Source organism: Arsenicicoccus cauae, assembly GCF_009707125.1.
Classification (GTDB): Bacteria; Actinomycetota; Actinomycetes; order Actinomycetales; family Dermatophilaceae; genus Arsenicicoccus; species Arsenicicoccus cauae.
In genome coordinates, this window is the sequence record NZ_WLVL01000046.1 from 22,748 (window position 1) to 44,044 (window position 21,297).

The 21,297-nt window shown below is 72.1% G+C and carries 20 protein-coding genes; 5 read left to right on the forward strand and 15 right to left on the reverse strand.

The window, feature by feature from the left end; genetic code table 11:
• Nucleotides 1-30: 30 nt before the first annotated feature.
• Genes carB through pyrR form a run of 5 tightly spaced genes read right to left on the reverse strand, consistent with a single transcriptional unit; the run spans nt 31 to nt 7,348 of the window.
• Entirely contained in the window at nt 31-3,342 is a 3,312-nt protein-coding gene (gene carB, locus GGG17_RS14530; RefSeq protein ID WP_154594419.1) for a carbamoyl-phosphate synthase large subunit, read from the reverse strand.
• Entirely contained in the window at nt 3,342-4,493 is a 1,152-nt protein-coding gene (gene carA, locus GGG17_RS14535) for a glutamine-hydrolyzing carbamoyl-phosphate synthase small subunit (RefSeq protein ID WP_375804528.1), read from the reverse strand. Before carA ends, carB begins: the two co-directional genes overlap by 1 nt.
• 31 nt (nt 4,494-4,524) lie before the next feature.
• A complete protein-coding gene (locus GGG17_RS14540; RefSeq protein ID WP_154594420.1) occupies nt 4,525-5,829 on the reverse strand; it encodes a dihydroorotase in 1,305 nt (434 codons plus the stop codon).
• A complete protein-coding gene (locus GGG17_RS14545; protein ID WP_311966723.1) occupies nt 5,829-6,764 on the reverse strand; it encodes an aspartate carbamoyltransferase catalytic subunit in 936 nt (311 codons plus the stop codon). The genes GGG17_RS14540 and GGG17_RS14545 overlap by 1 nt, the downstream gene beginning before the upstream one ends.
• On the reverse strand, nt 6,761-7,348 hold the full coding sequence (gene pyrR, locus GGG17_RS14550; RefSeq protein WP_154594421.1) for a bifunctional pyr operon transcriptional regulator/uracil phosphoribosyltransferase PyrR: 588 nt from the start codon (nt 7,346-7,348) through the stop codon (nt 6,761-6,763). Before pyrR ends, GGG17_RS14545 begins: the two co-directional genes overlap by 4 nt.
• A gap of 382 nt (nt 7,349-7,730) precedes the next feature.
• On the opposite strand from pyrR, the gene bldD reads away from it, so the two are divergent.
• On the forward strand, nt 7,731-8,225 hold the full coding sequence (gene bldD, locus GGG17_RS14555) for a transcriptional regulator BldD (protein WP_154594422.1): 495 nt from the start codon (nt 7,731-7,733) through the stop codon (nt 8,223-8,225).
• Between the two features lie 80 nt (nt 8,226-8,305).
• Here the strand turns inward: bldD and nusB are convergent, their stop codons facing one another.
• Both nusB and efp read right to left on the reverse strand, forming a co-directional pair.
• Entirely contained in the window at nt 8,306-8,731 is a 426-nt protein-coding gene (nusB, locus tag GGG17_RS14560) for a transcription antitermination factor NusB (protein WP_288798331.1), read from the reverse strand.
• Nucleotide 8,732: 1 nt separating this feature from the next.
• Nucleotides 8,733-9,293, reverse strand: a complete 561-nt coding sequence (efp, locus tag GGG17_RS14565) for an elongation factor P (RefSeq protein ID WP_288798332.1) — start codon at nt 9,291-9,293, stop codon at nt 8,733-8,735.
• A 152-nt stretch (nt 9,294-9,445) separates the two neighbouring features.
• Here efp and GGG17_RS14570 point away from each other — a divergent pair, with 152 nt between their 5' ends.
• Complete coding sequence (locus tag GGG17_RS14570; protein ID WP_154594424.1) at nt 9,446-11,014, forward strand: FMN-binding glutamate synthase family protein; 1,569 nt, start codon at nt 9,446-9,448, stop codon at nt 11,012-11,014.
• Nucleotides 11,015-11,251: 237 nt separating this feature from the next.
• Here GGG17_RS14570 and GGG17_RS14575 read toward each other — a convergent pair whose 3' ends face one another.
• Together GGG17_RS14575 and GGG17_RS14580 are read right to left on the reverse strand one after the other, a co-directional pair.
• A complete protein-coding gene (locus tag GGG17_RS14575) occupies nt 11,252-12,070 on the reverse strand; it encodes an ABC transporter permease (protein ID WP_154594425.1) in 819 nt (272 codons plus the stop codon).
• The gene (locus GGG17_RS14580) at nt 12,067-12,978 is read right to left on the reverse strand and encodes an ABC transporter ATP-binding protein (RefSeq protein WP_230083046.1); all 912 of its coding nucleotides are present in this window, start codon (nt 12,976-12,978) and stop codon (nt 12,067-12,069) included. Before GGG17_RS14580 ends, GGG17_RS14575 begins: the two co-directional genes overlap by 4 nt.
• 129 nt (nt 12,979-13,107) lie before the next feature.
• Between GGG17_RS14580 and GGG17_RS16705 the strand changes: the two genes are divergently transcribed.
• From GGG17_RS16705 to GGG17_RS14590, 3 genes are read left to right on the forward strand one after another with little or no spacing between them, the layout of a single operon-like run.
• Nucleotides 13,108-13,824: a hypothetical protein gene (locus GGG17_RS16705; RefSeq protein WP_230083047.1), complete on the forward strand. Its 717-nt coding sequence runs from the start codon at nt 13,108-13,110 to the stop codon at nt 13,822-13,824.
• Entirely contained in the window at nt 13,722-14,309 is a 588-nt protein-coding gene (locus tag GGG17_RS14585; RefSeq protein WP_375804529.1) for a sensor histidine kinase, read from the forward strand. Before GGG17_RS16705 ends, GGG17_RS14585 begins: the two co-directional genes overlap by 103 nt.
• Complete coding sequence (locus GGG17_RS14590) at nt 14,306-14,965, forward strand: response regulator (protein ID WP_154594427.1); 660 nt, start codon at nt 14,306-14,308, stop codon at nt 14,963-14,965. The genes GGG17_RS14585 and GGG17_RS14590 overlap by 4 nt, the downstream gene beginning before the upstream one ends.
• 284 nt (nt 14,966-15,249) lie before the next feature.
• Here GGG17_RS14590 and aroB read toward each other — a convergent pair whose 3' ends face one another.
• The 6 genes from aroB to ruvX are packed head-to-tail and all read right to left on the reverse strand — an operon-like array spanning nt 15,250 to nt 21,295.
• Nucleotides 15,250-16,380, reverse strand: a complete 1,131-nt coding sequence (gene aroB, locus GGG17_RS14595) for a 3-dehydroquinate synthase (RefSeq protein WP_154594428.1) — start codon at nt 16,378-16,380, stop codon at nt 15,250-15,252.
• Nucleotides 16,377-17,375, reverse strand: coding sequence for a shikimate kinase (locus GGG17_RS14600; RefSeq protein ID WP_154594429.1), 999 nt, complete (start codon nt 17,373-17,375; stop codon nt 16,377-16,379). The genes aroB and GGG17_RS14600 overlap by 4 nt, the downstream gene beginning before the upstream one ends.
• Nucleotides 17,375-18,595 carry a chorismate synthase gene (aroC, locus tag GGG17_RS14605; protein ID WP_154594430.1) on the reverse strand — a complete coding sequence of 407 codons (1,221 nt, stop codon included), beginning with the start codon at nt 18,593-18,595 and terminating at the stop codon, nt 17,375-17,377. The genes GGG17_RS14600 and aroC overlap by 1 nt, the downstream gene beginning before the upstream one ends.
• Nucleotides 18,596-18,627: 32 nt before the next feature.
• On the reverse strand, nt 18,628-19,434 hold the full coding sequence (locus GGG17_RS14610) for a shikimate dehydrogenase (protein ID WP_311966724.1): 807 nt from the start codon (nt 19,432-19,434) through the stop codon (nt 18,628-18,630).
• Between the two features lie 8 nt (nt 19,435-19,442).
• Nucleotides 19,443-20,603, reverse strand: a complete 1,161-nt coding sequence (gene mltG / locus GGG17_RS14615; RefSeq protein WP_154594431.1) for an endolytic transglycosylase MltG — start codon at nt 20,601-20,603, stop codon at nt 19,443-19,445.
• A complete protein-coding gene (gene ruvX / locus GGG17_RS14620) occupies nt 20,600-21,295 on the reverse strand; it encodes a Holliday junction resolvase RuvX (protein WP_154594432.1) in 696 nt (231 codons plus the stop codon). The genes mltG and ruvX overlap by 4 nt, the downstream gene beginning before the upstream one ends.
• Between the last annotated feature and the right edge of the window lie 2 nt (nt 21,296-21,297).

Below are 21,297 nucleotides of genomic sequence, written 5' to 3' on the forward strand. Positions count from 1 at the left end.
TCACCCGGTCTCCTCGGGCCACGGGCCGGCTCACCCGGCCGCGTGGGCGCCGTGCTGGGCCAGGCGCTCGGCGTGCTCCTGCAGCGAGATCACCGACACGGAGCCGTCTCGCATCGACTCGATGCCCTGCACGGCGGCGGCGAGCTGCTGGACCGTCGTGATGATGGGCTTGTCCATGCTGGTGGTGGCGGTGCGGATGGTGTAGCCGTCGGCGCGCGCCTCCGGGCTCGTGGGGGTGTTGACCACCATGTCGACCTCGCCGTCGAGGATCAGGTCCACGACGGTCGGCTCCCCCGCCGGGCCACGGCCCTCGCTGTGCTTGCGCACGGCCTCGGCACGGACCCCGTTGCGCCGCAGCACGTCGGCCGTGCCCTGGGTCGCGAGGATCCGGAAGCCCAGGTCCGCGAGCCGCTTGCAGGGAAAGATCATGGCGCGCTTGTGCCGGTTGGCGACCGAGATGAAGACGGTCCCCTCCGAGGGCAGCCCCCCGAACGCGCCGAGCTGGCTCTTGGCGAAGGCCGTCCCGAAGTCGTCCGCGAGGCCCATGACCTCGCCGGTGGAGCGCATCTCGGGGCCGAGGATGGTGTCGACGAACTCCCCGTCCTGCGTGACGAACCGCTTGAACGGCAGCACGGCCTCCTTGACCGCCGTGCCGGCCTCGATCGGCAGGGACGCGCCGTCGCCCTCGGACGGCAGCAGGCCCTCGCGGCGGAGCTCGGCGATGGTGGCGCCCATCATGATCCGCGACGCCGCCTTGGCGACCTGGACGCCGGTCGCCTTGGCGACGAACGGCACGGTGCGCGAGGCCCGGGGATTGGCCTCGAGGACGTAGAGGATGTCCTGGGCCAGGGCGAACTGGACGTTCATCAGCCCCCGGACCCCGATGCTGGCCGCCAGCCGGCGGGTGGACTCCCGGACCCGGTCGATCTCGGCGCGCCCCAGCGTCACCGGCGGCAGCACGCACGAGGAGTCTCCGGAGTGGATCCCGGCCTCCTCGATGTGCTCCATGATCGCCCCGACGTACATCTCCTGCCCGTCGTAGAGCACGTCGACGTCGATCTCGATGGCGTCGTCGAGGAAGCGGTCCACGAGGATCGGGTGGTCGGGGCTGGCCAGCGCCGCGCGCGTGACGTAGTCGGTGAGGGTCTGGTCGTCATACACGATCTGCATGCCGCGCCCGCCGAGGACGTAGGAGGGGCGGACGAGGACCGGGTAGCCGATCTCGCGGGCCACCTCGAGGGCCTCGGCGGCCGAGTAGGCGGTGCCGAACCTGGGGGCGGGCAGCTGGGCCTCGTGCATGACCCGGCCGAACGCGGCGCGGTCCTCGGCGAGGTGGATGGCCTCGGGCGACGTACCGACCACCGGCAGCCCCTCGTCCTTGAGCGCCTGGGCCAGCCCGAGCGGCGTCTGCCCGCCCAGCTGGACGATGACGCCGGCCACCGGACCCGCGGCGCGCTCGGCGTGGTAGACCTCGAGGACGTCCTCCAGCGTCAGCGGCTCGAAGTAGAGCCGGCTGCTGGTGTCGTAGTCGGTCGACACGGTCTCGGGGTTGCAGTTGACCATGACGGTGTCGTAGCCCTGGTCGCGCAGCGCGAAGCTCGCGTGCACGCACGAGTAGTCGAACTCGACGCCCTGGCCGATGCGGTTCGGCCCGCTGCCGAGGATGATCACCGCGGGCCTGTCCCGAGGCAGCACCTCGGTCTCCTCGTCGTACGACGAGTAGTAGTACGGCGTCTGCGCGGCGAACTCGGCGGCGCAGGTGTCGACGGTCTTGAACACCGGGCGCACGCCGAGGGCGTGGCGCACCCCGCGTACGACCGGCTCGGTCATGCCGGTGAGCTGGGAGATCTGGGTGTCGGAGAACCCGTGGCGCTTGGCCAGCCGCAGCTGCGCGGGAGTGAGCGTCTCGGAGCCCTTTATGGTGCGGGCGACCTCGTTGAGCAGCTCGATCTGGTCGAGGAACCACGGGTCGATGCGGGTCGCCTCGTGGACCTCCTCGACCGTCATACCGGCGCGCAGGGCCTGCTGGACGAGCAGGATGCGGCCGTCGGTCGGCGTCCTGGCCTGCTCCAGCCAGGCGGCACCCTGGTCACGACCGGGCCGATCGCCGCGCCAGTGGAAGGCCGCGTCCTTCTTCTCCAGGGACCGCAGGGCCTTCTGCAGGGCCTCGGTGAAGTTGCGCCCGATCGCCATGGCCTCGCCGACCGACTTCATGGTGGTCGTGAGCGTCGGGTCGGCGGCCGGGAACTTCTCGAAGGCGAACCGCGGGACCTTGACGACGACGTAGTCCAGGGTCGGCTCGAAGGACGCCGGCGTCTCCCGGGTGATGTCGTTGGGCACCTCGTCGAGGGTGTAGCCGATGGCCATCTTGGCGGCGATCTTGGCGATCGGGAAGCCGGTCGCCTTGGACGCGAGCGCGGAGGACCGGGACACCCGGGGGTTCATCTCGATGACGATGACCCTCCCGTCCTCGGGGTTGACCGCGAACTGGATGTTGCAGCCGCCGGTGTCCACGCCGACCTCGCGGATGACGGCGATGCCGATGTCGCGCAGGTTCTGGTACTCCCGGTCGGTCAGCGTCAGGGCCGGGGCCACCGTGATGGAGTCGCCGGTGTGCACGCCCATCGGGTCGAGGTTCTCGATGGAGCAGACGACCACCACGTTGTCGGCGTGGTCGCGCATCACCTCGAGCTCGTACTCCTTCCACCCGAGGATGGACTCCTCGAGCAGCACCTCGGTGGTCGGCGAGGCGAACAGCCCGGCGCCCGCGATGCGCCGCAGGCCGGCCTCGTCGTAGGCGAAGCCGGAGCCGAGACCGCCCATGGTGAACGACGGCCGGACGACGAGCGGGTAGCCGAGATCGCCCGCCGCGTCGAGGCACTCGTCCATCGTGTGGCAGATGATCGAGCGGGCCGACTCGGCACCGCAGCGCTCCACGACGCCCTTGAACCGCTCCCGGTCCTCCCCCAGCTGGATCGCCTCAACGTTGGCGCCGATGAGCGGGCAGCCGTAGCGCTCGAGCACGCCCGCCTCGTGCAGCGCCATCGCGCAGTTGAGGGCGGTCTGGCCGCCGAGGGTGGCGAGGACCGCGTCCGGGCGCTCCTTGGCGATGATCGCCTCGACCACCTCGGGGGTGATGGGTTCGACGTAGGTCGCGTCGGCGAACTCGGGGTCGGTCATGATCGTGGCGGGGTTGGAGTTGACCAGGACGACCCGGATCCCCTCCTCGCGCAGGACGCGGCAGGCCTGGGTGCCGGAGTAGTCGAACTCGCAGGCCTGCCCGATGACGATCGGGCCGGAGCCGATGACCAGGACGCTCGTGATATCGGGGTTGCGGGGCATCAGCGGGCGTTCTCCTCAGGCTGGGCGGCGCCGATCAGGTCGATGAAGCGGTCGAACAGGTAGGCGGCGTCGTGCGGGCCCGCCGCCGCCTCGGGGTGGTACTGCACGGAGAAGGCCGGCACGTCGAGGCACTCGAGTCCCTCGACCACCTGGTCGTTGAGACCGACGTGGCTCACCCGCGCCCGCCCGAAGGGGGTGTCGAGGTCCTCGCCGATCGGCGCGTCGACGGCGAACCCGTGGTTCTGCGCGGTGATCTCGACCTTGCGGGTCGACAGGTCCATCACCGGCTGGTTGATCCCGCGGTGGCCGTACTTGAGCTTGTAGGTGCCGAGGCCGAGGGCCCGCCCGAGGATCTGGTTGCCGAAGCAGATGCCGAAGAAGGGGATGCGGGCGCCCAGGACCTCGCGCAGCACCCCCACCTCGTGCTCGGCCGCGGCCGGGTCTCCCGGGCCGTTGGACATGAACACCGCGTCCGGGGAGAGGGCCTGTATGTCGGAGAACGTCGAGGTCGCCGGCAGGACGTGCACCTCGAGGCCGCGCTCCGCCATGCGCTGCGGCGTCATGCCCTTGATACCGAGGTCGAGCGCCGCCACGCGGTAGCGTGGCTCGCCCTCGGGGCGCACGACGTACGGCTCGTCGGCGCTGACCTCGGCGGCCAGGGCCGAGCCGGCCATCGCGGGCTGGGAGACGACCCGGTCGATCAGCCGCTCCACGGGGGTGTCGGCCACGTCGCCGGAGAAGATGCCGACCTTCATCGAGCCGCGCTCGCGCAGGTGGCGCGTGAGGGCGCGGGTGTCGATCTCGCAGATCCCGACGACGCCCTGGCGCTCCAGCTCGCCCTCCAGCGAGGCCGTGCTGCGCCAGCTGCTCGGGCGCAGCGCGGGGTCCCGTACGACGAAGCCGGACACCCAGATGCGGTGCGACTCGTCGTCCTCGCCGTTGACGCCGGTGTTGCCGACGTGCGGGGCGGTCATGACGACCACCTGACGGTGGTAGGAGGGGTCGGTCAGGGTCTCCTGGTAGCCGGTCATGCCGGTGGAGAAGACCGCCTCGCCGACGGTGCTGCCGACCGCTCCGTAGGAACGACCCGCGAAGGTCCGTCCGTCCTCGAGGATCAGCAGGGCCGGTTGGCGTTCGAGGCGCAGGGTCACGACATGCTCCGCTCAGGTGTGAGGAGGGGGGTCACGCGAGCCGGCCGTCGCGGACGGTAATGCGCCCACGCAGCATCGTCGCGCGGACGGCACCGGTGAGGGTCCGCCCGTGCCACGGATTGTTGCGCGACAGCGAGGCGCTCGCAGCGCGGTCCACGGTCAGAGACCGCGTGGGGTCGACGAGCACGAGGTTGGCAGGCTCGCCCTCGGCGATCGGCCTGCCGTGCCCCGCCAGCCGGGCGATCTCGGCGGGCCGCGTCGACATGACCCGCGCGACGTCGGACCAGGACATCCGCCCGGTGCTCACCATCACGTCGCTGACCACGGACAGGGCGGTCTCCAGTCCGAGCATGCCGAACGCGGCGTCCGCGAAGGCGTGCTCCTTGTCGTGCACGACGTGCGGCGCGTGGTCGGTGGCCACGACGTCGATGGTGCCGTCGGCCAGGGCGGCGCGCAGCTCCTCGGCATACTCGCTCGGCCGCAGGGGCGGGTTGACCTTGTAGACCGTGTCGTAGTCCTGCAGGAGGTCCGTGGTGAGCACCAGGTGGTGGGGGGTCACCTCGGCGGTGACCGCGATCCCCTTGCCCTTGGCCCAGCGGATGACCTCGAGCGAGCCCGGCGTCGAGACGTGGGCGACGTGCACCCGCCCCCCGGTCTGCTTGGCCAGCATCACGTCTCGGGCGACGACGACCTCCTCGGCCGCGTCCGGCCACCCGGGCAGACCCAGCCGCCCGGACAGCTCGCCCTCGTGGCAGCAGGCCGTGCCGTCGGCGAGCCTGGGGTCCTGCGAGTGCTGGGAGATCACCCCGTCGAAGGCCGTGACGTACTCCAGCGCGCGGCGCATGAGCCGGCTGTCGTGGACGCACCGGCCGTCGTCGGAGAACACCCGGACCCGGGCCTGCGAGCGCGCCATGAGACCGATCTCGGACAGCTCCTCCCCCGCGAGCGCCTTGGTGACGGAGCCGACGGGCATCACGTCGACCAGGCCCGCCTCGCGCCCGCGGCGCCAGACCTCCTCGGCCTTCTCCGGGGTGTCGGTGACGGGCTGGGTGTTGGCCATCGCGAAGACCGCGGAGTAGCCGCCCACCGCCGCGGCCGCGGACCCGGTCCGGATGGTCTCGGCGTCCTCGCGCCCCGGCTCGCGCAGGTGGGTGTGCAGGTCCACGAGCGCAGGGAGGGCGACGAGCCCGTCGGCGTCGATCGTCTCGTCCACGGCGTCCTGGGCCACGGACATGTCTGCGGCAGAGCCGATCTCGCGGATGACGCCGTCGACGACGAGGATGTCGGCGGAGCGATCCCCGAGCAGGCTGGCACCGGTGATGAGGGTGGTGGACATCAGGCGGTCTCTCCTTCGCCGGCGAGCAGGTGGTAGAGCACGGACATGCGGACGGCGACGCCGCCGGAGACCTGGTCGAGGATGACCGAGCGGGCGCCGTCGGCGGCGTCCGAGGAGATCTCCAGGCCGCGGTTCATCGGGCCGGGGTGGCAGATGAGCGCGTCGTCGCGCATGAGCTCGAGGCGCCGCGGCGTGAGCCCGAAGCCCGCGATGTACTCCCGCGGCGTGGGGAAGAAGCCGCCGCTCATGCGTTCCTTCTGCACACGCAGCATCATGACGACGTCGGCCTTGGGGATCTCCGCGTCGAAGTCGTGGGACCAGGTGAACCCATCACGCTCGGCCCAGGTCCGGATGCCGTCCGGCATCAGGGTGGGCGGCGCGACCACGCTGACCGTCGCGCCGAGCTTGGCCAGGCACAGGACGTTGGAACGGAACACGCGGCTGTGGCGCAGGTCGCCGCAGATCACGACGTGACGGCCGTCGAGGTCACCCAGCTCGCGCCGCATCGTGTAGGCGTCGAGCAGGGCCTGGGTGGGGTGCTCGTGGGTCCCGTCGCCGGCGTTGATGACGACGCCGGAGACCCACGACGCGATCTGCTGCTGGGCGCCCGAGGACATGTGCCGGATCACGAAGCCGTCCACGCCCATGGCCTGGAGGTTCATCACCGTGTCGCGCAGCGACTCGCCCTTGGACAACGACGACCCCTTGCCGGCCATGTTGAGCGAGTCGGCGGACAGCCACTTCTCGGCGAGCTCGAAGGATCCACGCGTGCGCGTGGAGTCCTCGAAGAAGAAGTTGACGACGGTGCGCCCGCGCAGCGTCGGCAACTTCTTGATGTCCCGGTGCTGGACCTCGTGCATCTGCACGGCGGTGTCGAGGATCTGCGTGATGTCCGCAGCGGTCAGGTCGTTGATGGACAGGAGGTGCTTGTTCACCGGTTGCCTCCGGAGATGCGGACCTCGTCGGTGCCGTCGCGCTCGGCGAGCAGCACCGAGACCCGTTCGGTGGACGAGGTGGGGAGGTTCTTGCCGACGTGGTCGGCACGGACGGGCAGCTCGCGGTGGCCTCGGTCGACGAGCACGGCGAGCCGGACCGCGCGGGGGCGTCCCAGGTCGGCCAGCGCGTCGAGGGCGGCGCGGACGGTGCGGCCGGAGTAGAGCACGTCGTCGACGAGGACGACGACCTTGTCGTCGATGCCGTCGGACGGGATGTCGAGCTTCTCCGCGGGGCGGATCGGCCGGCGCCGCAGGTCGTCGCGATACATCGTGATGTCGATCGCCCCCACGGGGACGTCCGCGCCCTCGACCTCGGCCATGGTCCGGGCCAGGCGCCGGGCGAGGGGGACGCCGCGGGTGGGGATGCCGAGGACGACCAGGCCCTCCGCTCCCTTGTTGCGCTCGAGAACCTCGTGGGCCATGCGTCGCAGGGCCCGGGCGATCTCGTTGTCACTCATGACGATCCGGGCATCGGTGCCGTTGTCGTCGGATGACTGGGGGGGTGTCTTTGGGGCAGGCGTCATCGCGTCTGACCTCCTTCTCGCCTCGCTGGACGTCGTTAAAGGATGTCGATCGCCCCGATCCTAGCGGGACGCGAGGGGTGGTCGTGACCGCCGTCCCCGCGCCCCGGGCCGACGGTGCCGCCGGTGCCGACGGTGCCGCCGGTGCCGCCGGTGCCGCCGGACGGCAGAACCCTCGCGCACGGTCACAATCGGACAGGGCGGGGCCAATCGGGCGCACATCCACCACGTCCACGATGACGCAATCGAATTGTTCAATCGCTCAGAGTCAATCATGTGCCCATATGGATGAATACCAGTGGGCTTTCGGCGGTTGCACTTGCCGCGAGGATCACCGTGAGTAACCATCTCTTTGTTACAGACAGTTACGTGATCGGAGACAGTCATGGCCAGCGACTACGCGAAGGCCCTCGGGTCCCGGCTGCGTTCCATCCGCACCCAGCAGGGCCTGTCCCTGCACGCGGTCGAGGAGCGCTCGCAGGGTCGCTGGAAGGCCGTCGTGGTGGGTTCCTACGAGCGTGGGGACCGGGCCGTGACCGTGCAGCGGCTCTCCGAGCTCGCCGACTTCTACGGCGTCCCCGTGTCCGCGCTGATGCCCGACTCCGAGGTCGCGCCGGCCACCGAGGCCCCCGCCAAGCTCATCATCGACCTCGAGGCCCTCTCCCAGGTCTCGGCCGAGCGCGCCGGCCCCCTCGCCCGCTACGCCGCGACGATCCAGTCCCAGCGCGGCGACTACAACGGCAAGGTGCTGTCCATCCGCCAGGAGGACCTGCGCACCCTGGCCGTCATCTACGACACCTCACCCGCGCAGCTGGCCGACGAGCTCGTCGGCTGGGGCGTCCTCGACCCGGCCGCCCGCCGCGGCATCCCCGAGGCCTGATCTTCGCAGCCTGTATGCCGAAGGCCCGGGCCCCTCGTGGGGCCGGGCCTTCGGCATACAGGCTGCTCTCGTCGGCGAGCTCAGACCAGGGTGGGCTTGACCTGCTGCAGCCGGCCGAGCAGACCGTTGACGAAGGTCGGGGACTCGTCGGTGGACAGCTCCCGCGCCAGCGCCACGGCCTCGGCGATCGCCACGCCCTCCGGCACCTCGTCGCCGTAGACCAGCTCGAAGGTCCCGAGCCGCAGGATGGCGCGGTCCACCGCCGGCATGCGGTCCAGGGTCCAGCCCTGCGCGTAGGTCGTCAGCGCCTCGTCGATCGCCACCCAGTGCCGGACGACACCCTGCACCAGGGTCGTGGAGTACTCCGGGACGGGGTGGTCGTCCTGACCCGCTCGGACCGGCGACGCGAGCCGCTCGGCGAGCAGGTCGGCGGCGTTCATGCCCCGCGACTCCGCCTCGAAGAGGATGTCGAGCGCCCGCTTGCGAGCCTTGCCTCGTGCCGACACGTCAGCTGACGCGGCCCAGGTAGGAACCGTCCCGGGTGTCGACCTTGACCTTGGTGCCGCTCTCGAGGAAGAGCGGGACGGCGATCTGCGCGCCGGTCTCCAGCGTGGCAGGCTTGGTGCCACCCGTGGAGCGGTCACCCTGCAGGCCCGGCTCGGTGTAGGTGATCTCCAGGACCACGGAGGCGGGCAGCTCGACGTAGAGCGGGGAGCCCTCGTGGGTGGCGACGATCGCCTCCTGGTTCTCCAGCATGTAGTCGGCGGCCGAGCCCACGACGGTCTCGCTCACGTGGAGCTGGTCGTAGGTCTTGCCGTCCATGAAGACGAAGTCGTTGCCGTCCTTGTAGAGGTACTGCATCGTCCGCTTGTCGACGTTGGACGTCTCGACCTTGGTGCCGGCGTTGAAGGTCTTGTCCACCGTCTTGCCGGTCATCACCGACTTCAGCTTGGTGCGCACGAAGGCCGGACCCTTGCCGGGCTTGACGTGCTGGAACTCCACCACGGACCAGAGCTGGCCCTCCAGGTTGAGCACCATGCCGTTCTTGAGGTCGTTGGTCGTTGCCACAGGGCCGTCCATCTCTGTCGTCGGGGGGCGCGCTGCAGCGCCTCGGATCACCAGGGTTTCCGCGTCAGTCTACCGGGTGCGCGCACACCCAGGAGATCGCCGGTTCACGCCGACGCCGGGCGCCGGACGGCGGCAGGGCTCACACTCGGGTCATGAAGCTCACGACCGCCGCTCTCGGGGGCCTCGCCGCGATCGCCGGCGTCGCCGTCCACGACCTCACGCAGCGACGACACTCCCTGCTGCGCAACTACCCCGTCATCGGCCACGGCCGGTTCCTCGTCGAGGCGATCGGGCCGGAGCTGCGGCAGTACGTCGTCGCCGCCAACGACGAGGAAAGACCGTTCTCCCGGGATCAGCGGCGGTGGGTCTACGCGTCGGCCAAGAGGGAGAACAACTACTTCGGCTTCGGCTCCGACAACGACATGGAGCGGGTCGCCAACTACGCGGTCATCAAGCACCGGACGTTCGCGGACGTCGCGCCGCCCACCCACGACCACCCGGCGGAGCAGTCGCCGCTGCCGTCGGCCAAGGTCCTCGGGGGTCCGCGCGGACGTCGGCACGCGTTCCGCCCGCAGTCGGTGGTCAACGTGTCGGCGATGAGCTTCGGGTCCCTGTCCGCCAACGCCATCAGCGCCATCAACGCGGGGGTGGGCATGGCCGGGGCGCTGCACAACACCGGCGAGGGCGGGCTGTCCCCCTACCACCGCCAAGGGGGCGACCTCGTCTTCCAGATCGGCACGTCCTACTTCGGCTGCCGCGACGAGGAGGGCAGGTTCGACCTGGAGCGTCTGGCGGCCCTGGTCGGGTCGGCGCCCGTCCGGGCCATCGAGATCAAGCTGTCCCAGGGTGCCAAGCCCGGGCTGGGCGGGGTCCTGCCGGCCGCCAAGGTGACCGAGGAGATCGCCGAGATCCGCGGCATCCCGGTCGGCAAGGACTGCATCTCGCCATCGCGTCACGGCGAGTTCGACAGCGTGGACGGCCTGCTGGACTGGGTCGAGACCATCGCCGAGCGCACGGGGCTGCCCGTCGGCATCAAGTCGGCGGTCGGCAACCTAGAGTTCTGGCAGGAGCTGGCCGAGCTGATGACCGACCGCACGCGCGGGGTCGACTTCATCACCGTCGACGGCGGCGAGGGCGGCACCGGCGCGGCGCCCCTGACCTTCTCCGACTCCGTGTCCCTCCCGTTCCGGATGGGCTTCCCGCGGATCTACGCGCTGTTCGCCGAGCGGGGGCTGACCGACGACATCACCTTCATCGGCGCGGGCAAGCTGGGGCTGCCCGACAACGCGGTGGTGGCCTTCGCCATGGGCTGCGACATGGTCAACGTGGCGCGGGAGGCCATGCTGGCGATCGGCTGCATCCAGGCCCAGAAGTGCCACACCGACACCTGCCCGGTGGGGGTGGCCACGCAGAACCCCTGGCTGTCCCGCGGCATCGACCCCGCCCTCAAGTCGGTCCGACTGGCGAACTACCTCATGACCGTGCGACGCGACCTGCTCAAGGTGGCCGAGGCCTGCGGCGTGCTGCACCCGGCCCTGATCACGATGGACGACGTGGAGCTCCTCGACGGCACCGGCGGCGGCGTGTCCCTGCGCGAGCGTTACGGCTACGAGCCGGGGTGGGGCGAGCTCGGGCCGCAGCTCGCCGCGGAGGTCTCGGCGATCATGCACCGCACCGCACCGCAGGGAGGCGAGGCCCCCGAGAGCGCCCACGCGCAGTGATCAGGCGGGGCGTCGTGGGCGACGTCGCGTCCGACCCTGGGTCGCAGGACTGCATGAGTGCTGCTTGGAGTTGGCGTCACTCATGGACTGTCCCTCCTCCGTGGCCCTGACCGCTCTCCTTCTCGGCGCCCTGATCGGCTTCGTCCTGCAGCGCGGCCACGCACGAACGACCGGGCCGGTCATCTCCCCCCGCAGATGACCGGCCCGGAGCCGTATGCCGTCGGTGCCGGCGTCCCCCTACTTGATCTCGCGCCGCACCAGCAGCGCACTACCCACCACGAGGGGCAGCAGGACCCACAGCGCCTGCGACGAGACGAGGTGCTGCCAGGCCGTGCCCGTCATCGACCCGGACAGCAGCGGCGCGGTGGACTGGCTCGGGTCGATCCAGGGCGCCGAGCCCCGGAACCACGCCACGCTGGCGGTCAGGATCGTCAGCACCGTCGGGAGGATGAAGAACGCCGCGATCGCCGCACCCGGCACCACGATCAGCAGACCGAAGGCGACGCCCTGCAGGACGCTGAGGATCATGGCCAGCAGGACGCCTCCGACGAGGGCCCAGCTGCTCGGCCAGGTCCCCGGCGCGTCCTTGACCGTCATGGCCAGGCCGTTGGCCGCGGCGGCGAGGGCGACGGCCAGCGCCACGGCGAGGACCGCGACGATGCAGCCGGCCACGGCCTTGGCGGCCACCACCCTGAGCCGGCGCGGCTCCTGGGTGAAGCTGACCAGCCCGGTGCGCTGCGAGAACTCCGAGGTCGCGGTGAGGATCCCGAGCACCGGCAGCAGCATCATCAGCGGCGTTGACGTGGCCGTGAGGAAGGTCGTGAAGGTCAGGCTCTCGCGCTCGGCGAAGGCCAGGACGAGGGCGATCGCCGCCGCCGTCACCAGGCCGATCGTGATGAGCAGCCACCGGCCGGAGCGGGTGTCGACGAGCTTGCGCAGCTCGACGTGCAGCAGCCGTCCGAAGGGGATGCCGGGGCGGCCGCCCGAGGCGCGGGTCGCCGGGGTGCGCCCGCTCTCGTCGCGACCGGTCGTGCGGTGGGTCGTCGTAGCGCTCATGCCACAGCCTCCTGCCCGTTGGTGCCGCGCGCGTCGCCCGCGGTCAGCTCGAGGAACATCTGCTCCAGCCCGGCACCCTGCGCCGGTCGGAGCGCCGTGAGGACCACCTGTGCTTGCAGGGCGACGCGGCCCACGGTCTCGCCGTCGGTGTCGACCGTCAGCTCGCCGTCGGCCGCGCCGCTCACGGCATGACCCTCGCGGCGCAGCGCCTCCGCCAGCCTGGCCCCGTCGAGCGAGGCCACCACGGTCCCCTGCCCGGCAAGCAGCTCGCTGGTGGCGCCCTGGGCGACGATGCGACCGCGGCCGATCATGATGATCTCGTCGGCCGTCTGCTCCACCTCGTGCAGCAGGTGGGAGGACAGCAGCACCGTGCGTCCCTGGTCGGCGAACCCGCGCAGCAGGCCGCGCATCCAGTGGATGCCCTGCGGGTCGAGACCGTTGGCGGGCTCGTCGAGGATCAGGACCTGCGGGTCGCCCAGCAGAGCGCCGGCGATGCCGAGGCGCTGGCGCATCCCGAGCGAGTAGTTGCGCAGCCGGCGGCGCGACTCGTCCGGCGTCAGGCCGACGAGCGAGAGCATCTCGTCGACGCGGGTGCGAGGAGCGCCGATGGCGATCGCAGCGAGGGTGAGGGCCTCGCGACCCGTGCGGCCCGCGTGCTGGGCGGATGCGTCGAGCAGGGTGCCGACCTGGAGGGCGGGGTTGGTCAGGTCGCGGTAGCGCGCCCCCAGGATCCGGGCCTCCCCCGAGGAGGCCGGGGTCAGGCCGCACATGATGCGCATGGCGGTGGACTTGCCGGCGCCGTTGGGCCCGAGGAAGCCGGTCACGACGCCCGGTCGGGCCGTGAAGGACACGTCGTCGACGGCGGTGAACGCGCCGTACCTCTTGGTCAGGTGGTCGATCTCGATCATGGTCACCAGTCTGGTGCCCGCACCTGCGAGACGCGTCGGGCCTTCCGCCATACCGCGACCGACCATCGGCCAGGGTCGACGCGACCTAGGGATGACGCCTCCAGGCCCCCCGGCTCCTAGGCTGCTGCCATGAGCAGCCGTCCGCCCCGGGACCTGTGGGCTCCCATCTCGGTGTGGGGGCACGTCTGGCGGGGTCTGCTCGCGGCGGTGACCGGCACGCTGCTCTTCCTGGTGTCGAACGATCCCCAGTTCTCCCGCCCGCTGGCGAGCTGGGTGCCGTTCGTCGACCTCGTCGTGGGAGTCCTGTCCCTCGTGCTGCTGCCGCTGCACCGGCGCTCCCCGCTGCTGGTGCCGGTCCTGCTGCAGGCGATGACGGCCGTGTCGACATCGAGCGGCGGCTCGGCCTCGGTCGCCCTCGTCTCGGTCGCCACGCGGCGGCGCTGGCCGCGCATCGCCCTCGCGGGCGTCGTCGCCATGCTGGCGTCGCTGGCCGTGTCCCGCATCTACCCCGAGATCGATCCGATGCCAACGGCGCTCAACGTCGCCACGATGGTGCTGGTGCTCGCCGCCCAGATCGCCTGGGGCCTGTACCTCGGGGCCCGGCGCGACCTGTTCGCGACCTGGCAGTGGCGAGCAGAGACCGCCGAACGCGAGCAGGCACAGCGCATCTCGTCCGCGCGCGAGGCGAGCGCACCCGCATCGCCCGCGAGATGCACGATGTGCTGGCCCACCGGATCTCGCTGGTGTCCATGCACGCCGGTGCCCTCGCCTACCGGGACGACCTGTCCCGCGAGCAGATTCGCAAGGAGGCCACGATCATCCAGGGCACCTCGATGCAGGCCCTGACCGAGCTGCGTCAGATCCTCGGCGTGCTGCGCAGCACACCGGTCGGCGAGCCGCAGGACGCCGTCGAGGCGCCGCAGCCCACCTTCACCGACATCGGCGATCTCGTCGAGGAGGCCTGCGCCGCAGGGCTCCCCGCGAGCCTGACGGTCGAGGTCCCGTCCGGGCTGCAGCCCCCCGTCGCGGTCGGTCGGCATGCCTATCGCATGGTGCAGGAGGCCCTGACCAACGTGCGCAAGCACGCGCCGGGCGCCCGGACCCAGGTGGTCCTGCGGGGCGAGCCGGGGTCGGGCCTGCACCTGGAGGTAGCCAACGAGCCCGTGCCCGTATGGCATTCGCCGTCGGCCTCCCTCGGCGGCGCCGGTCTCGGCCTGGTCGGCCTCACCGAGCGCGCGACCATCGTCGGCGGCGCGCTCACGCACGGCACCGACGCCGACGGCGGCTATCGTGTCAGCGCGGATCTGCCCTGGCCCCAGGAGGACTCATGACCGACCCGGTGCGCGTGCTGCTCGTCGACGACGACGCGCTCGTGCGAGCGGGCCTGCGGCTCATGCTCGGCGGTGACGCCTCGATCGACGTGGTGGGCGAGGCCGGGGACGGCCTCGAGGCCGAGCGGCTCGTCGGCGAGCTGCGACCAGCGGTGGTGCTCATGGACATCCGCATGCCGCGCCAGGACGGGCTGACGACCACCGAGCACCTGGTGGCCCGGCCCGGGCACCCCGAGGTGATCGTGCTGACGACCTTCGACGCCGACGACCTCGTGCTGCGGGCCCTGCGTGCCGGGGCGAGCGGCTTCCTGCTCAAGGACACTCCCCCACCGCAGATCGTGCAGGCCATCCACCGCGTCCGGGCCGGGGAGCCGATGCTGTCGCCGAGCGTGACCCAGCGACTCATCCACGCGGTGTCCACCCGCACCAGCGACACGCGGCAGCGCCGCGCCTCGACGCTGGTGGCGGGTCTGACCGATCGCGAGCGCCAGATCGCGCTGGCCATCGGCGAGGGCCGCACCAATGCCGGCATCGCAGCCTCGCTCTACCTGTCCGTCGCCACAGTCAAGTCCCACGTGACCCACCTGCTGACCAAGCTCGAGGCGGACAATCGCGTCCAGATCGCCATCCGCATGCACGACGCCGGCCTGCTCTGACCATGCCGCGGGTGTCGGCCGCGACCGCGCGGCGCGCCGGGCCTGGGGCCTGGGACCTGGGGCGTCGTGCGATCGCTGGACTTGCCAGAGATGACACGGGCTGTCACCTGACGTTGGCACCGTCACCTGTGACAAGCAGGCTCATCGACGGTGGCCTGCTGCGCAGACCCTGAGCGTCACCAACCGGGCGTGGCGCCTCGGCTGGACGGGGCGGTCGGGAGAGGAGCTCAGCGCCCAGGTGCACCACCTGCACGACGTCCACCGCGACCGGTGCACCCACGCGGTCACGGGCGCGTGGCGCCACGACCTGCGCTGACGGCGTCGTAGGCCGCGCGCAGCCACTCCTCGCGCGGGCCCTCGAGGCGGGTGGGCGAGCCGACGCCGGTCAGGGCGACGAAGCGCAGGGTGGCCCCGCGCGACTTCTTGTCGCGGGACATGGCGGTGAGCAGGTCGGGCCAGCGGCCGTCGGCATACGACGTCGGCAGACCGACCGAGGTGAGCACGCGGCGGTGCCGCTCGACCACGGACCGGTCGAGCAACCCTGCGGCGCAGGCGAGCTCGGCAGCAAAGACCATGCCGACCGACACCGCGTCGCCGTGCCGCCAGCGATAGGACTCCACCTGCTCGACGGCGTGGCCGAAGGTGTGACCGTAGTTGAGGATCTCGCGCAGCGAGGACTCGCGCAGGTCCGCCGCGACGACGTCGGCCTTGACCCGGATCTTGCGCTCCACGAGCTCGCGCAGGACTGCGCCGTGGACGTCGAGGGCCGCCTCGGGCGAGGCCTCGACGAGCTCGAGGATGCGCGGGTCGGCGATGAACCCGCCCTTGACCACCTCCGCCAGGCCCGCTGCCAGGTGGGCCCGCGGGAGGGTCGCGAGGGTCGTGAGGTCGCACACGACGCCGCGGGGCTCGTGGAAGGACCCGACGAGGTTCTTGCCCTCGGGGGTGTTGATGCCGGTCTTGCCGCCGACGGCCGCGTCGACCATGGCGAGCAGGGTCGTGGGCACGTGCACGACGTCGACGCCGCGCAGCCAGCTGGCGGCGACGAACCCGCCCAGGTCGGTGACCGTGCCACCACCGACGCACACCACCGCGTCGGACCGGGTGAAGCCCGCCTGGCCCAGCTGCGACCAGAGCCGCACCAGGACGTCGGCGGACTTGGCGGTCTCGGCGTCCGGCACCTCGGCACGGTGGACCTGCAGGCCGTGTGCCGCAAGGGCCCCGGCCACACCGGAGGCATAGGTCTCGACGGCGGGCGAGGACACGACGAGCACCCGCAGCACGCCCGCCCTCAGCAGTCCGGGGACCCGGTCCAGCACATCGTGCCCGACCACGACGTCATAGGCGTCGCCGACCGGGATCGCGGTCGCGTCGTCCGGGCCCGGCGTCCCGACCGTCCCGGCATCGTCGCTCATGCGGTGCCGCCCTGCAGGAGCTCGACGACCTGGTCGGCGACGTCCTGGACGCTGCGGCCGGCGGTATCGACGGTCCAGGTGGCGACCTCGGTGTAGAGCGGACGCCTCGCCTCCATGTGGCGGATCCAGGAGCGCCGCGGGAGCAGGGCGACCATGGACGAGCTCTGGTCGAAGCCGATGCGTTTGGCGGCATCGACGATGCCCACGTCGAGGAAGACGACGGTGTGGTCGTGCAGCACCGCCCGCACGGCGGGGTCGGTGATCGCACCGCCGCCGATCTCGACGACGCCGTCGCGCGCCAGCACCTGCATGGTCGCCTCGCGCTCGAGCTCGCGGAAGCGGGCCTCCCCCAGGTCCACGAAGACCTCGGACACGGGTGTGCCGGCGAGGCGTTCGACCTCGCGGTCGGTCTCGACGCAGCCTGCCCCGAGCAGCTCGGCCAGGGCGTGGCCCACGGCGGACTTGCCCGACCCGGGGGGACCGACCAGGACGACCTGCGGGCGCGTGCGCCGCGGGAGGGCGTGGATGATGGACTCGGTGACCTCTGCGGCGTCCCGGCCGGTGGTGTCGACCGCCACGTCCGCCGCCTGCTCGTAGACGGGTCGCCGGGAGGCATAGAGCTGCGGCACGTCGTGGCGGCGCAGCATCGGCCGCCCCGCGGGGTCGCCGACCCGCGTCAACGCCTCGTCGAGGTCGACGTCGAGGTGCACGACCTGGTGGTCCCCGAGGGCGGCGACGACCTCGGGCGAGCCGAGCGCACCGCCGCCGAGCGCGAGGACGCAGGGCTCCCTCGCGGACAGCAGCTCCAGCACGGTGCGGCGCTCGACCTCCCGGAACGCCGCCTCGCCGTGCGCCGCGAAGTACTCCGGGATGGGCATGCCGAGGCGCTCGACCAGCACAGCGTCGCTGTCGACGAACGGCAGGCCGGTGCGCGCCGCGAGCTGCCGTCCGACGGTGGACTTGCCCGCGCCCATGAAGCCGACGAGCACGATCATCAGCGCATCGCCTCCGGGATCGCGTCGAGGTAGGCACGGTAGTTGCGCGCGGTCTCGGCGACGCTGTCGCCGCCGAACTTCTCGAGGCAGGCCTCGGCCAGCACGAGCGCCACCATCGCCTCCGCGACCACACCGGCGGCGGGCACGGCGCACACGTCCGAGCGCTGGTGGATCGCGGTGGCCTGGGCGTCGGGGTCCGTCACGTCGACGGTGTCGAGCGCGCGAGGAACGGTCGAGATGGGCTTCATCGCGGCGCGGACGCGCAGCGTGTCGCCGTTGCTCATGCCCCCCTCGGTGCCGCCGGCGCGGTTGCTGCGTCGCACGATCCTGCCCTGGTCGTCCCGCTCGAGCTCGTCGTGGGCCGCGCTCCCCCGTCGACGGGCGGTGCGGAAGCCGTCGCCGACCTCCACACCCTTGATCGCCTGGATGCCCATGAGCGCGGCGGCGAGCCGGGCGTCGAGGCGTCGGTCCCAGTGGACGTGCGAGCCGAGGCCGGGCGGCAGCCCGACCGCGACGACCTCGACGACGCCGCCGAGGGTGTCGCCGTCCTTGTGGGCGGCGTCGATCTCGGCGACCATCGCGGCGCTCCCGGCCGGGTCGAAGGCCCGCACCGGGTCGGCGTCCAGGGCGGCGACGTCATCGGGGCCGGGCACCGGGGCGTCGTCGGCCACACCGGCCTCGCCGACCGCGACGGTGTGCGACACCAGCCGTATGCCGTACGCCTGCTCGAGCAGCGCCGCGGCGATCGCGCCCAGCGCCACGCGCGCCGCCGTCTCGCGGGCGCTCGCCCGCTCGAGCACCGGGCGCGCGTCCTCGAACGCGTACTTCTGCATGCCGACGAGGTCGGCGTGGCCGGGGCGCGGGCGGGTCAGGGGCTTGTTGCGCGCGATCTCCTTCGGCGCGTTGACGTCGTCGCTGGCGGCATACGCCTCGGCGTGGACGGGGTCGGGGCTCATGACCGTCTGCCACCTGGGCCACTCGGAGTTGCCGATCCGCAGGGCGACGGGGCTGCCGAGGGTGAGGCCGTGCCGGAGTCCGCCGATGATCTCGATGGCGTCCTGCTCGAACTTCTGCCGCGCCCCGCGTCCGTAGCCGAGACGGCGGCGGGCGAGGGCTCCGGCGATGTCGTCGCTCGTCACGCGGATCCCGGCGGGCAGGCCCTCGATCGTGGCGGCCAGGGCGGGACCGTGCGACTCACCGGCAGTCAACCAACGCAGCATGTCTCGGATCCTCCCACGCCGCGACGGGTCGGCTAGCGCTGCGTCCACGCTCCAGACGCGGCGTCGAGCAGCACGGACGCGGGCACGGCGCGCCCCGTCATCAGCTCGACCTGGAGGGCGCCCTGGTGGGCCAGCATCTCCAGGCCGGAGATGACCGGAGCTCCCGCGGCGGCGAAGGTCCGCGCGAGCGGCGTCGGCCAGTCCTCGTAGATCGCCTCGAAGAGCGGCGGGAGCCGGGGCACCTCCGCGAGCCGGGCGGCGACGGCGTCCGCGCCGCGCCCCGGGAGGGTGTCGATCACGAGGTCGGCGTCGCGGGCCAGGGTCGTCACCTCGCCCAGCGGGTGGGCGGACCAGGAGATGTCCAGCTCGTCGAGCAGGGCTCCGGTCTCGGGACGGACCGCGGACCGTATGCCGAACGCGACCGTGCGGGCGCCGAGCTCGCGCACGGCCGCGAGCGCCGAGCGGGCGGTCGCCCCGGACCCGAGGACGAGCACGTGGCGGGCCGCCGTCACGTCGTGGTCCGCCAGCGCCTGGCGGACGCCGTGCACGTCGGTGTTGTAGGCATCCCAGCCGAGGTCGGGGCGCCGCACGAGAGTGTTGGCGCCGCCGACGCTCTCGGCGACCGGGTCGACCGTCGTGGCCAGCGCCAGCGCGGCCTCCTTGAGCGGCATCGTCAAGGACAGTCCCCGCCAGGTCTGGTCGAGCCCGGCCACCAGCGCCGGCAGCGCCGCCGCCTCGCACTCGCGTCGGTCGTAGGTCCAGTCGTCGAGCCCCAGGTGGGCGTAGGCCGCCCGGTGCATCACCGGAGAGAGGGAGTGGGCGATCGGCGAGCCCAGCACCCCCGCCCTCAGCACTGGCCCTTGTGCGCCTGGCACCACGCCTGGAACTGCAGGACGGCCTTGTCGTGGTCCGCCTTGTTCTCGGTGAAGACGGTCTCCCCGGTGGCGGGGTCGACCGTGACGAAGAACAGCCAGGGGCCCTGGGCGGGGTTCACGGCGGCCTTGATGGACTCCTCGCCGGGGTTGCCGATGGGCCCGACCGGCAGCCCGTCGCGGGTGTAGGTGTTGTAGCCGTTGACCTGGGCACGCTCCGCGTCGGTGGTGGTGATGACGCGCTTGCCGGTCGCGTAGGCGACGGTCGAGTCGAGCTGCAGGCGCATCGGCACGGCCAGGCGGTTCTCGAGCACCCGGGCGACCTTGCCGCGGTCGGCGTCCAGGCGCGACTCGGACTCGACGATGCTGGCCACGATGATGACGCGCTCGGCCTTGTCGTCGCTGACGCCCAGCCCGGCGAGGACGTCCTTGGTCTTGGCGACCATCGCGGCGAGCTGCTGGGCGGCGGTGCTCTTGGGCCCGAACTCGTAGGAGGACGGGAACAGGTAGCCCTCGACGTTGCCCTTGGCCGACGAGGGCAACGCGAGCGCCGCGGTGTCCTTGGCGGCCTTCTGGTAGTCCGCGACGGGCAGGCCCGAGGCCTTGGACAGCACGGCGTAGACCTCGCTCGCGCGCATGCCCTCGGGGACGGTCACCCGCTTGACGACGCGGTTCCTGGGGTTGGCCAGGTAGTCGATCGCCGCCTTGGCCGGCTGGTGCTCGGCCATCAGGTAGCTGCCCGGCTGGATGGACTGGGCGCGGGAGTCCTCCCGGGCCGCGTCGACGAAGGCGCCGGCGGACTTGATCACGCCGGCCTTCTCGAGTGTCTCGCCGATGGCCCTGCCGTTGGCGTCGGCGGCGATCGTGACGGGCACCTTCTTGCCGGTGGCGTCGCTCGCGGCGTAGTCGTCGGGGCCGAGGAAGCCCGCGACGACGGGCTTGAGCACGAGACCGGCGACCAGGACGGCCGCGGCCAGGGCCACCAGGACGAGCAGGATCAGCACCGGCCCGCGCTTGCGTCGATGCGGGGGGCGCCGCGTTGGCGTCCTGCCGGCCCCGTCGCCGGGGCCCTCGCCAGCGGTGACGGCCCCCTCCCGACCGCCGAAGATCGAGTCGCTCAGGTGCTGGTCGGTCACGGGCTGGGGTCCTTGTCGTCGGGTTCGACCGTCGCCCCGGACCGGGCGTCGGCTCCCCGTCCCCGGTGCCGCGCCTTGCGGGGGCGGTCAGGGATCGGGGTGGCGGCACGACGTGCGTCCGCCACGGGTCCGGGCTCCTCCGCCGGAGTTGCGCCGGCCCTCCTCCCGGTCGACCGCTCGTGGTCGAGGGCCACCTGGAGGATCAACACCGCGGCGGCCTGGTCGATGACCTGGCGCTGGGCCCTGGCCCGGCGCCCGCTGTCGCGGAGCTGTCGTGCGGCGTCCACCGTGGTCAGTCGCTCGTCGACGAGGCGTACCTCGATGCCCGGGCCACCGGCGGCGGTCTGGGTCGAGCCTAGGAGACCGGTGGCGAACTCGCGCGCCCGACGCGCCGACTCGCCCTCGCCCCCGGCGAGGGTGCGGGGCAGCCCGACGTACACGACGGACGCTCCGGCCTCGGCGGCGAGGGCCGCGACGGCGGCCACGTCGGTGTGGCGCCCGGGCACGTGCGCCACGGTCGCCTCGGGCGTCGCGACCAGGCCGTCCGGGTCGCTGCGGGCCACCCCCACCCGGACCGTGCCGACGTCGACGCCGAGGCGCACGCCGCGGGGCAGGGTGACCTGCCGGTCGTCCTGTCGCGCGGGTGCGACGGTCCCGTCCGGTCCCGCCGGCGCCCCTGGCACGTCAGCCATGC

What these genes read in the sequence shown, in the direction of transcription:
- carB (WP_154594419.1), bottom strand. Translation starts at nt 3,342, where the DNA reads ATGCCCCGCAACCCCGATATCACGAGCGTCCTGGTCATCGGCTCCGGC.
- GGG17_RS14540 (WP_154594420.1), bottom strand. Translation starts at nt 5,829, where the DNA reads ATGTCCACCACCCTCATCACCGGTGCCAGCCTGCTCGGGGATCGCTCC.
- pyrR (WP_154594421.1), bottom strand. Translation starts at nt 7,348, where the DNA reads ATGACGCCTGCCCCAAAGACACCCCCCCAGTCATCCGACGACAACGGC.
- bldD (WP_154594422.1), top strand. Translation starts at nt 7,731, where the DNA reads ATGGCCAGCGACTACGCGAAGGCCCTCGGGTCCCGGCTGCGTTCCATC.
- GGG17_RS14570 (WP_154594424.1), top strand. Translation starts at nt 9,446, where the DNA reads ATGAAGCTCACGACCGCCGCTCTCGGGGGCCTCGCCGCGATCGCCGGC.
- GGG17_RS14575 (WP_154594425.1), bottom strand. Translation starts at nt 12,070, where the DNA reads ATGAGCGCTACGACGACCCACCGCACGACCGGTCGCGACGAGAGCGGG.
- GGG17_RS14580 (WP_230083046.1), bottom strand. Translation starts at nt 12,978, where the DNA reads ATGATCGAGATCGACCACCTGACCAAGAGGTACGGCGCGTTCACCGCC.
- GGG17_RS16705 (WP_230083047.1), top strand. Translation starts at nt 13,108, where the DNA reads ATGAGCAGCCGTCCGCCCCGGGACCTGTGGGCTCCCATCTCGGTGTGG.
- GGG17_RS14590 (WP_154594427.1), top strand. Translation starts at nt 14,306, where the DNA reads ATGACCGACCCGGTGCGCGTGCTGCTCGTCGACGACGACGCGCTCGTG.
- aroB (WP_154594428.1), bottom strand. Translation starts at nt 16,380, where the DNA reads ATGAGCGACGATGCCGGGACGGTCGGGACGCCGGGCCCGGACGACGCG.
- GGG17_RS14600 (WP_154594429.1), bottom strand. Translation starts at nt 17,375, where the DNA reads ATGATCGTGCTCGTCGGCTTCATGGGCGCGGGCAAGTCCACCGTCGGA.
- aroC (WP_154594430.1), bottom strand. Translation starts at nt 18,595, where the DNA reads ATGCTGCGTTGGTTGACTGCCGGTGAGTCGCACGGTCCCGCCCTGGCC.
- ruvX (WP_154594432.1), bottom strand. Translation starts at nt 21,295, where the DNA reads ATGGCTGACGTGCCAGGGGCGCCGGCGGGACCGGACGGGACCGTCGCA.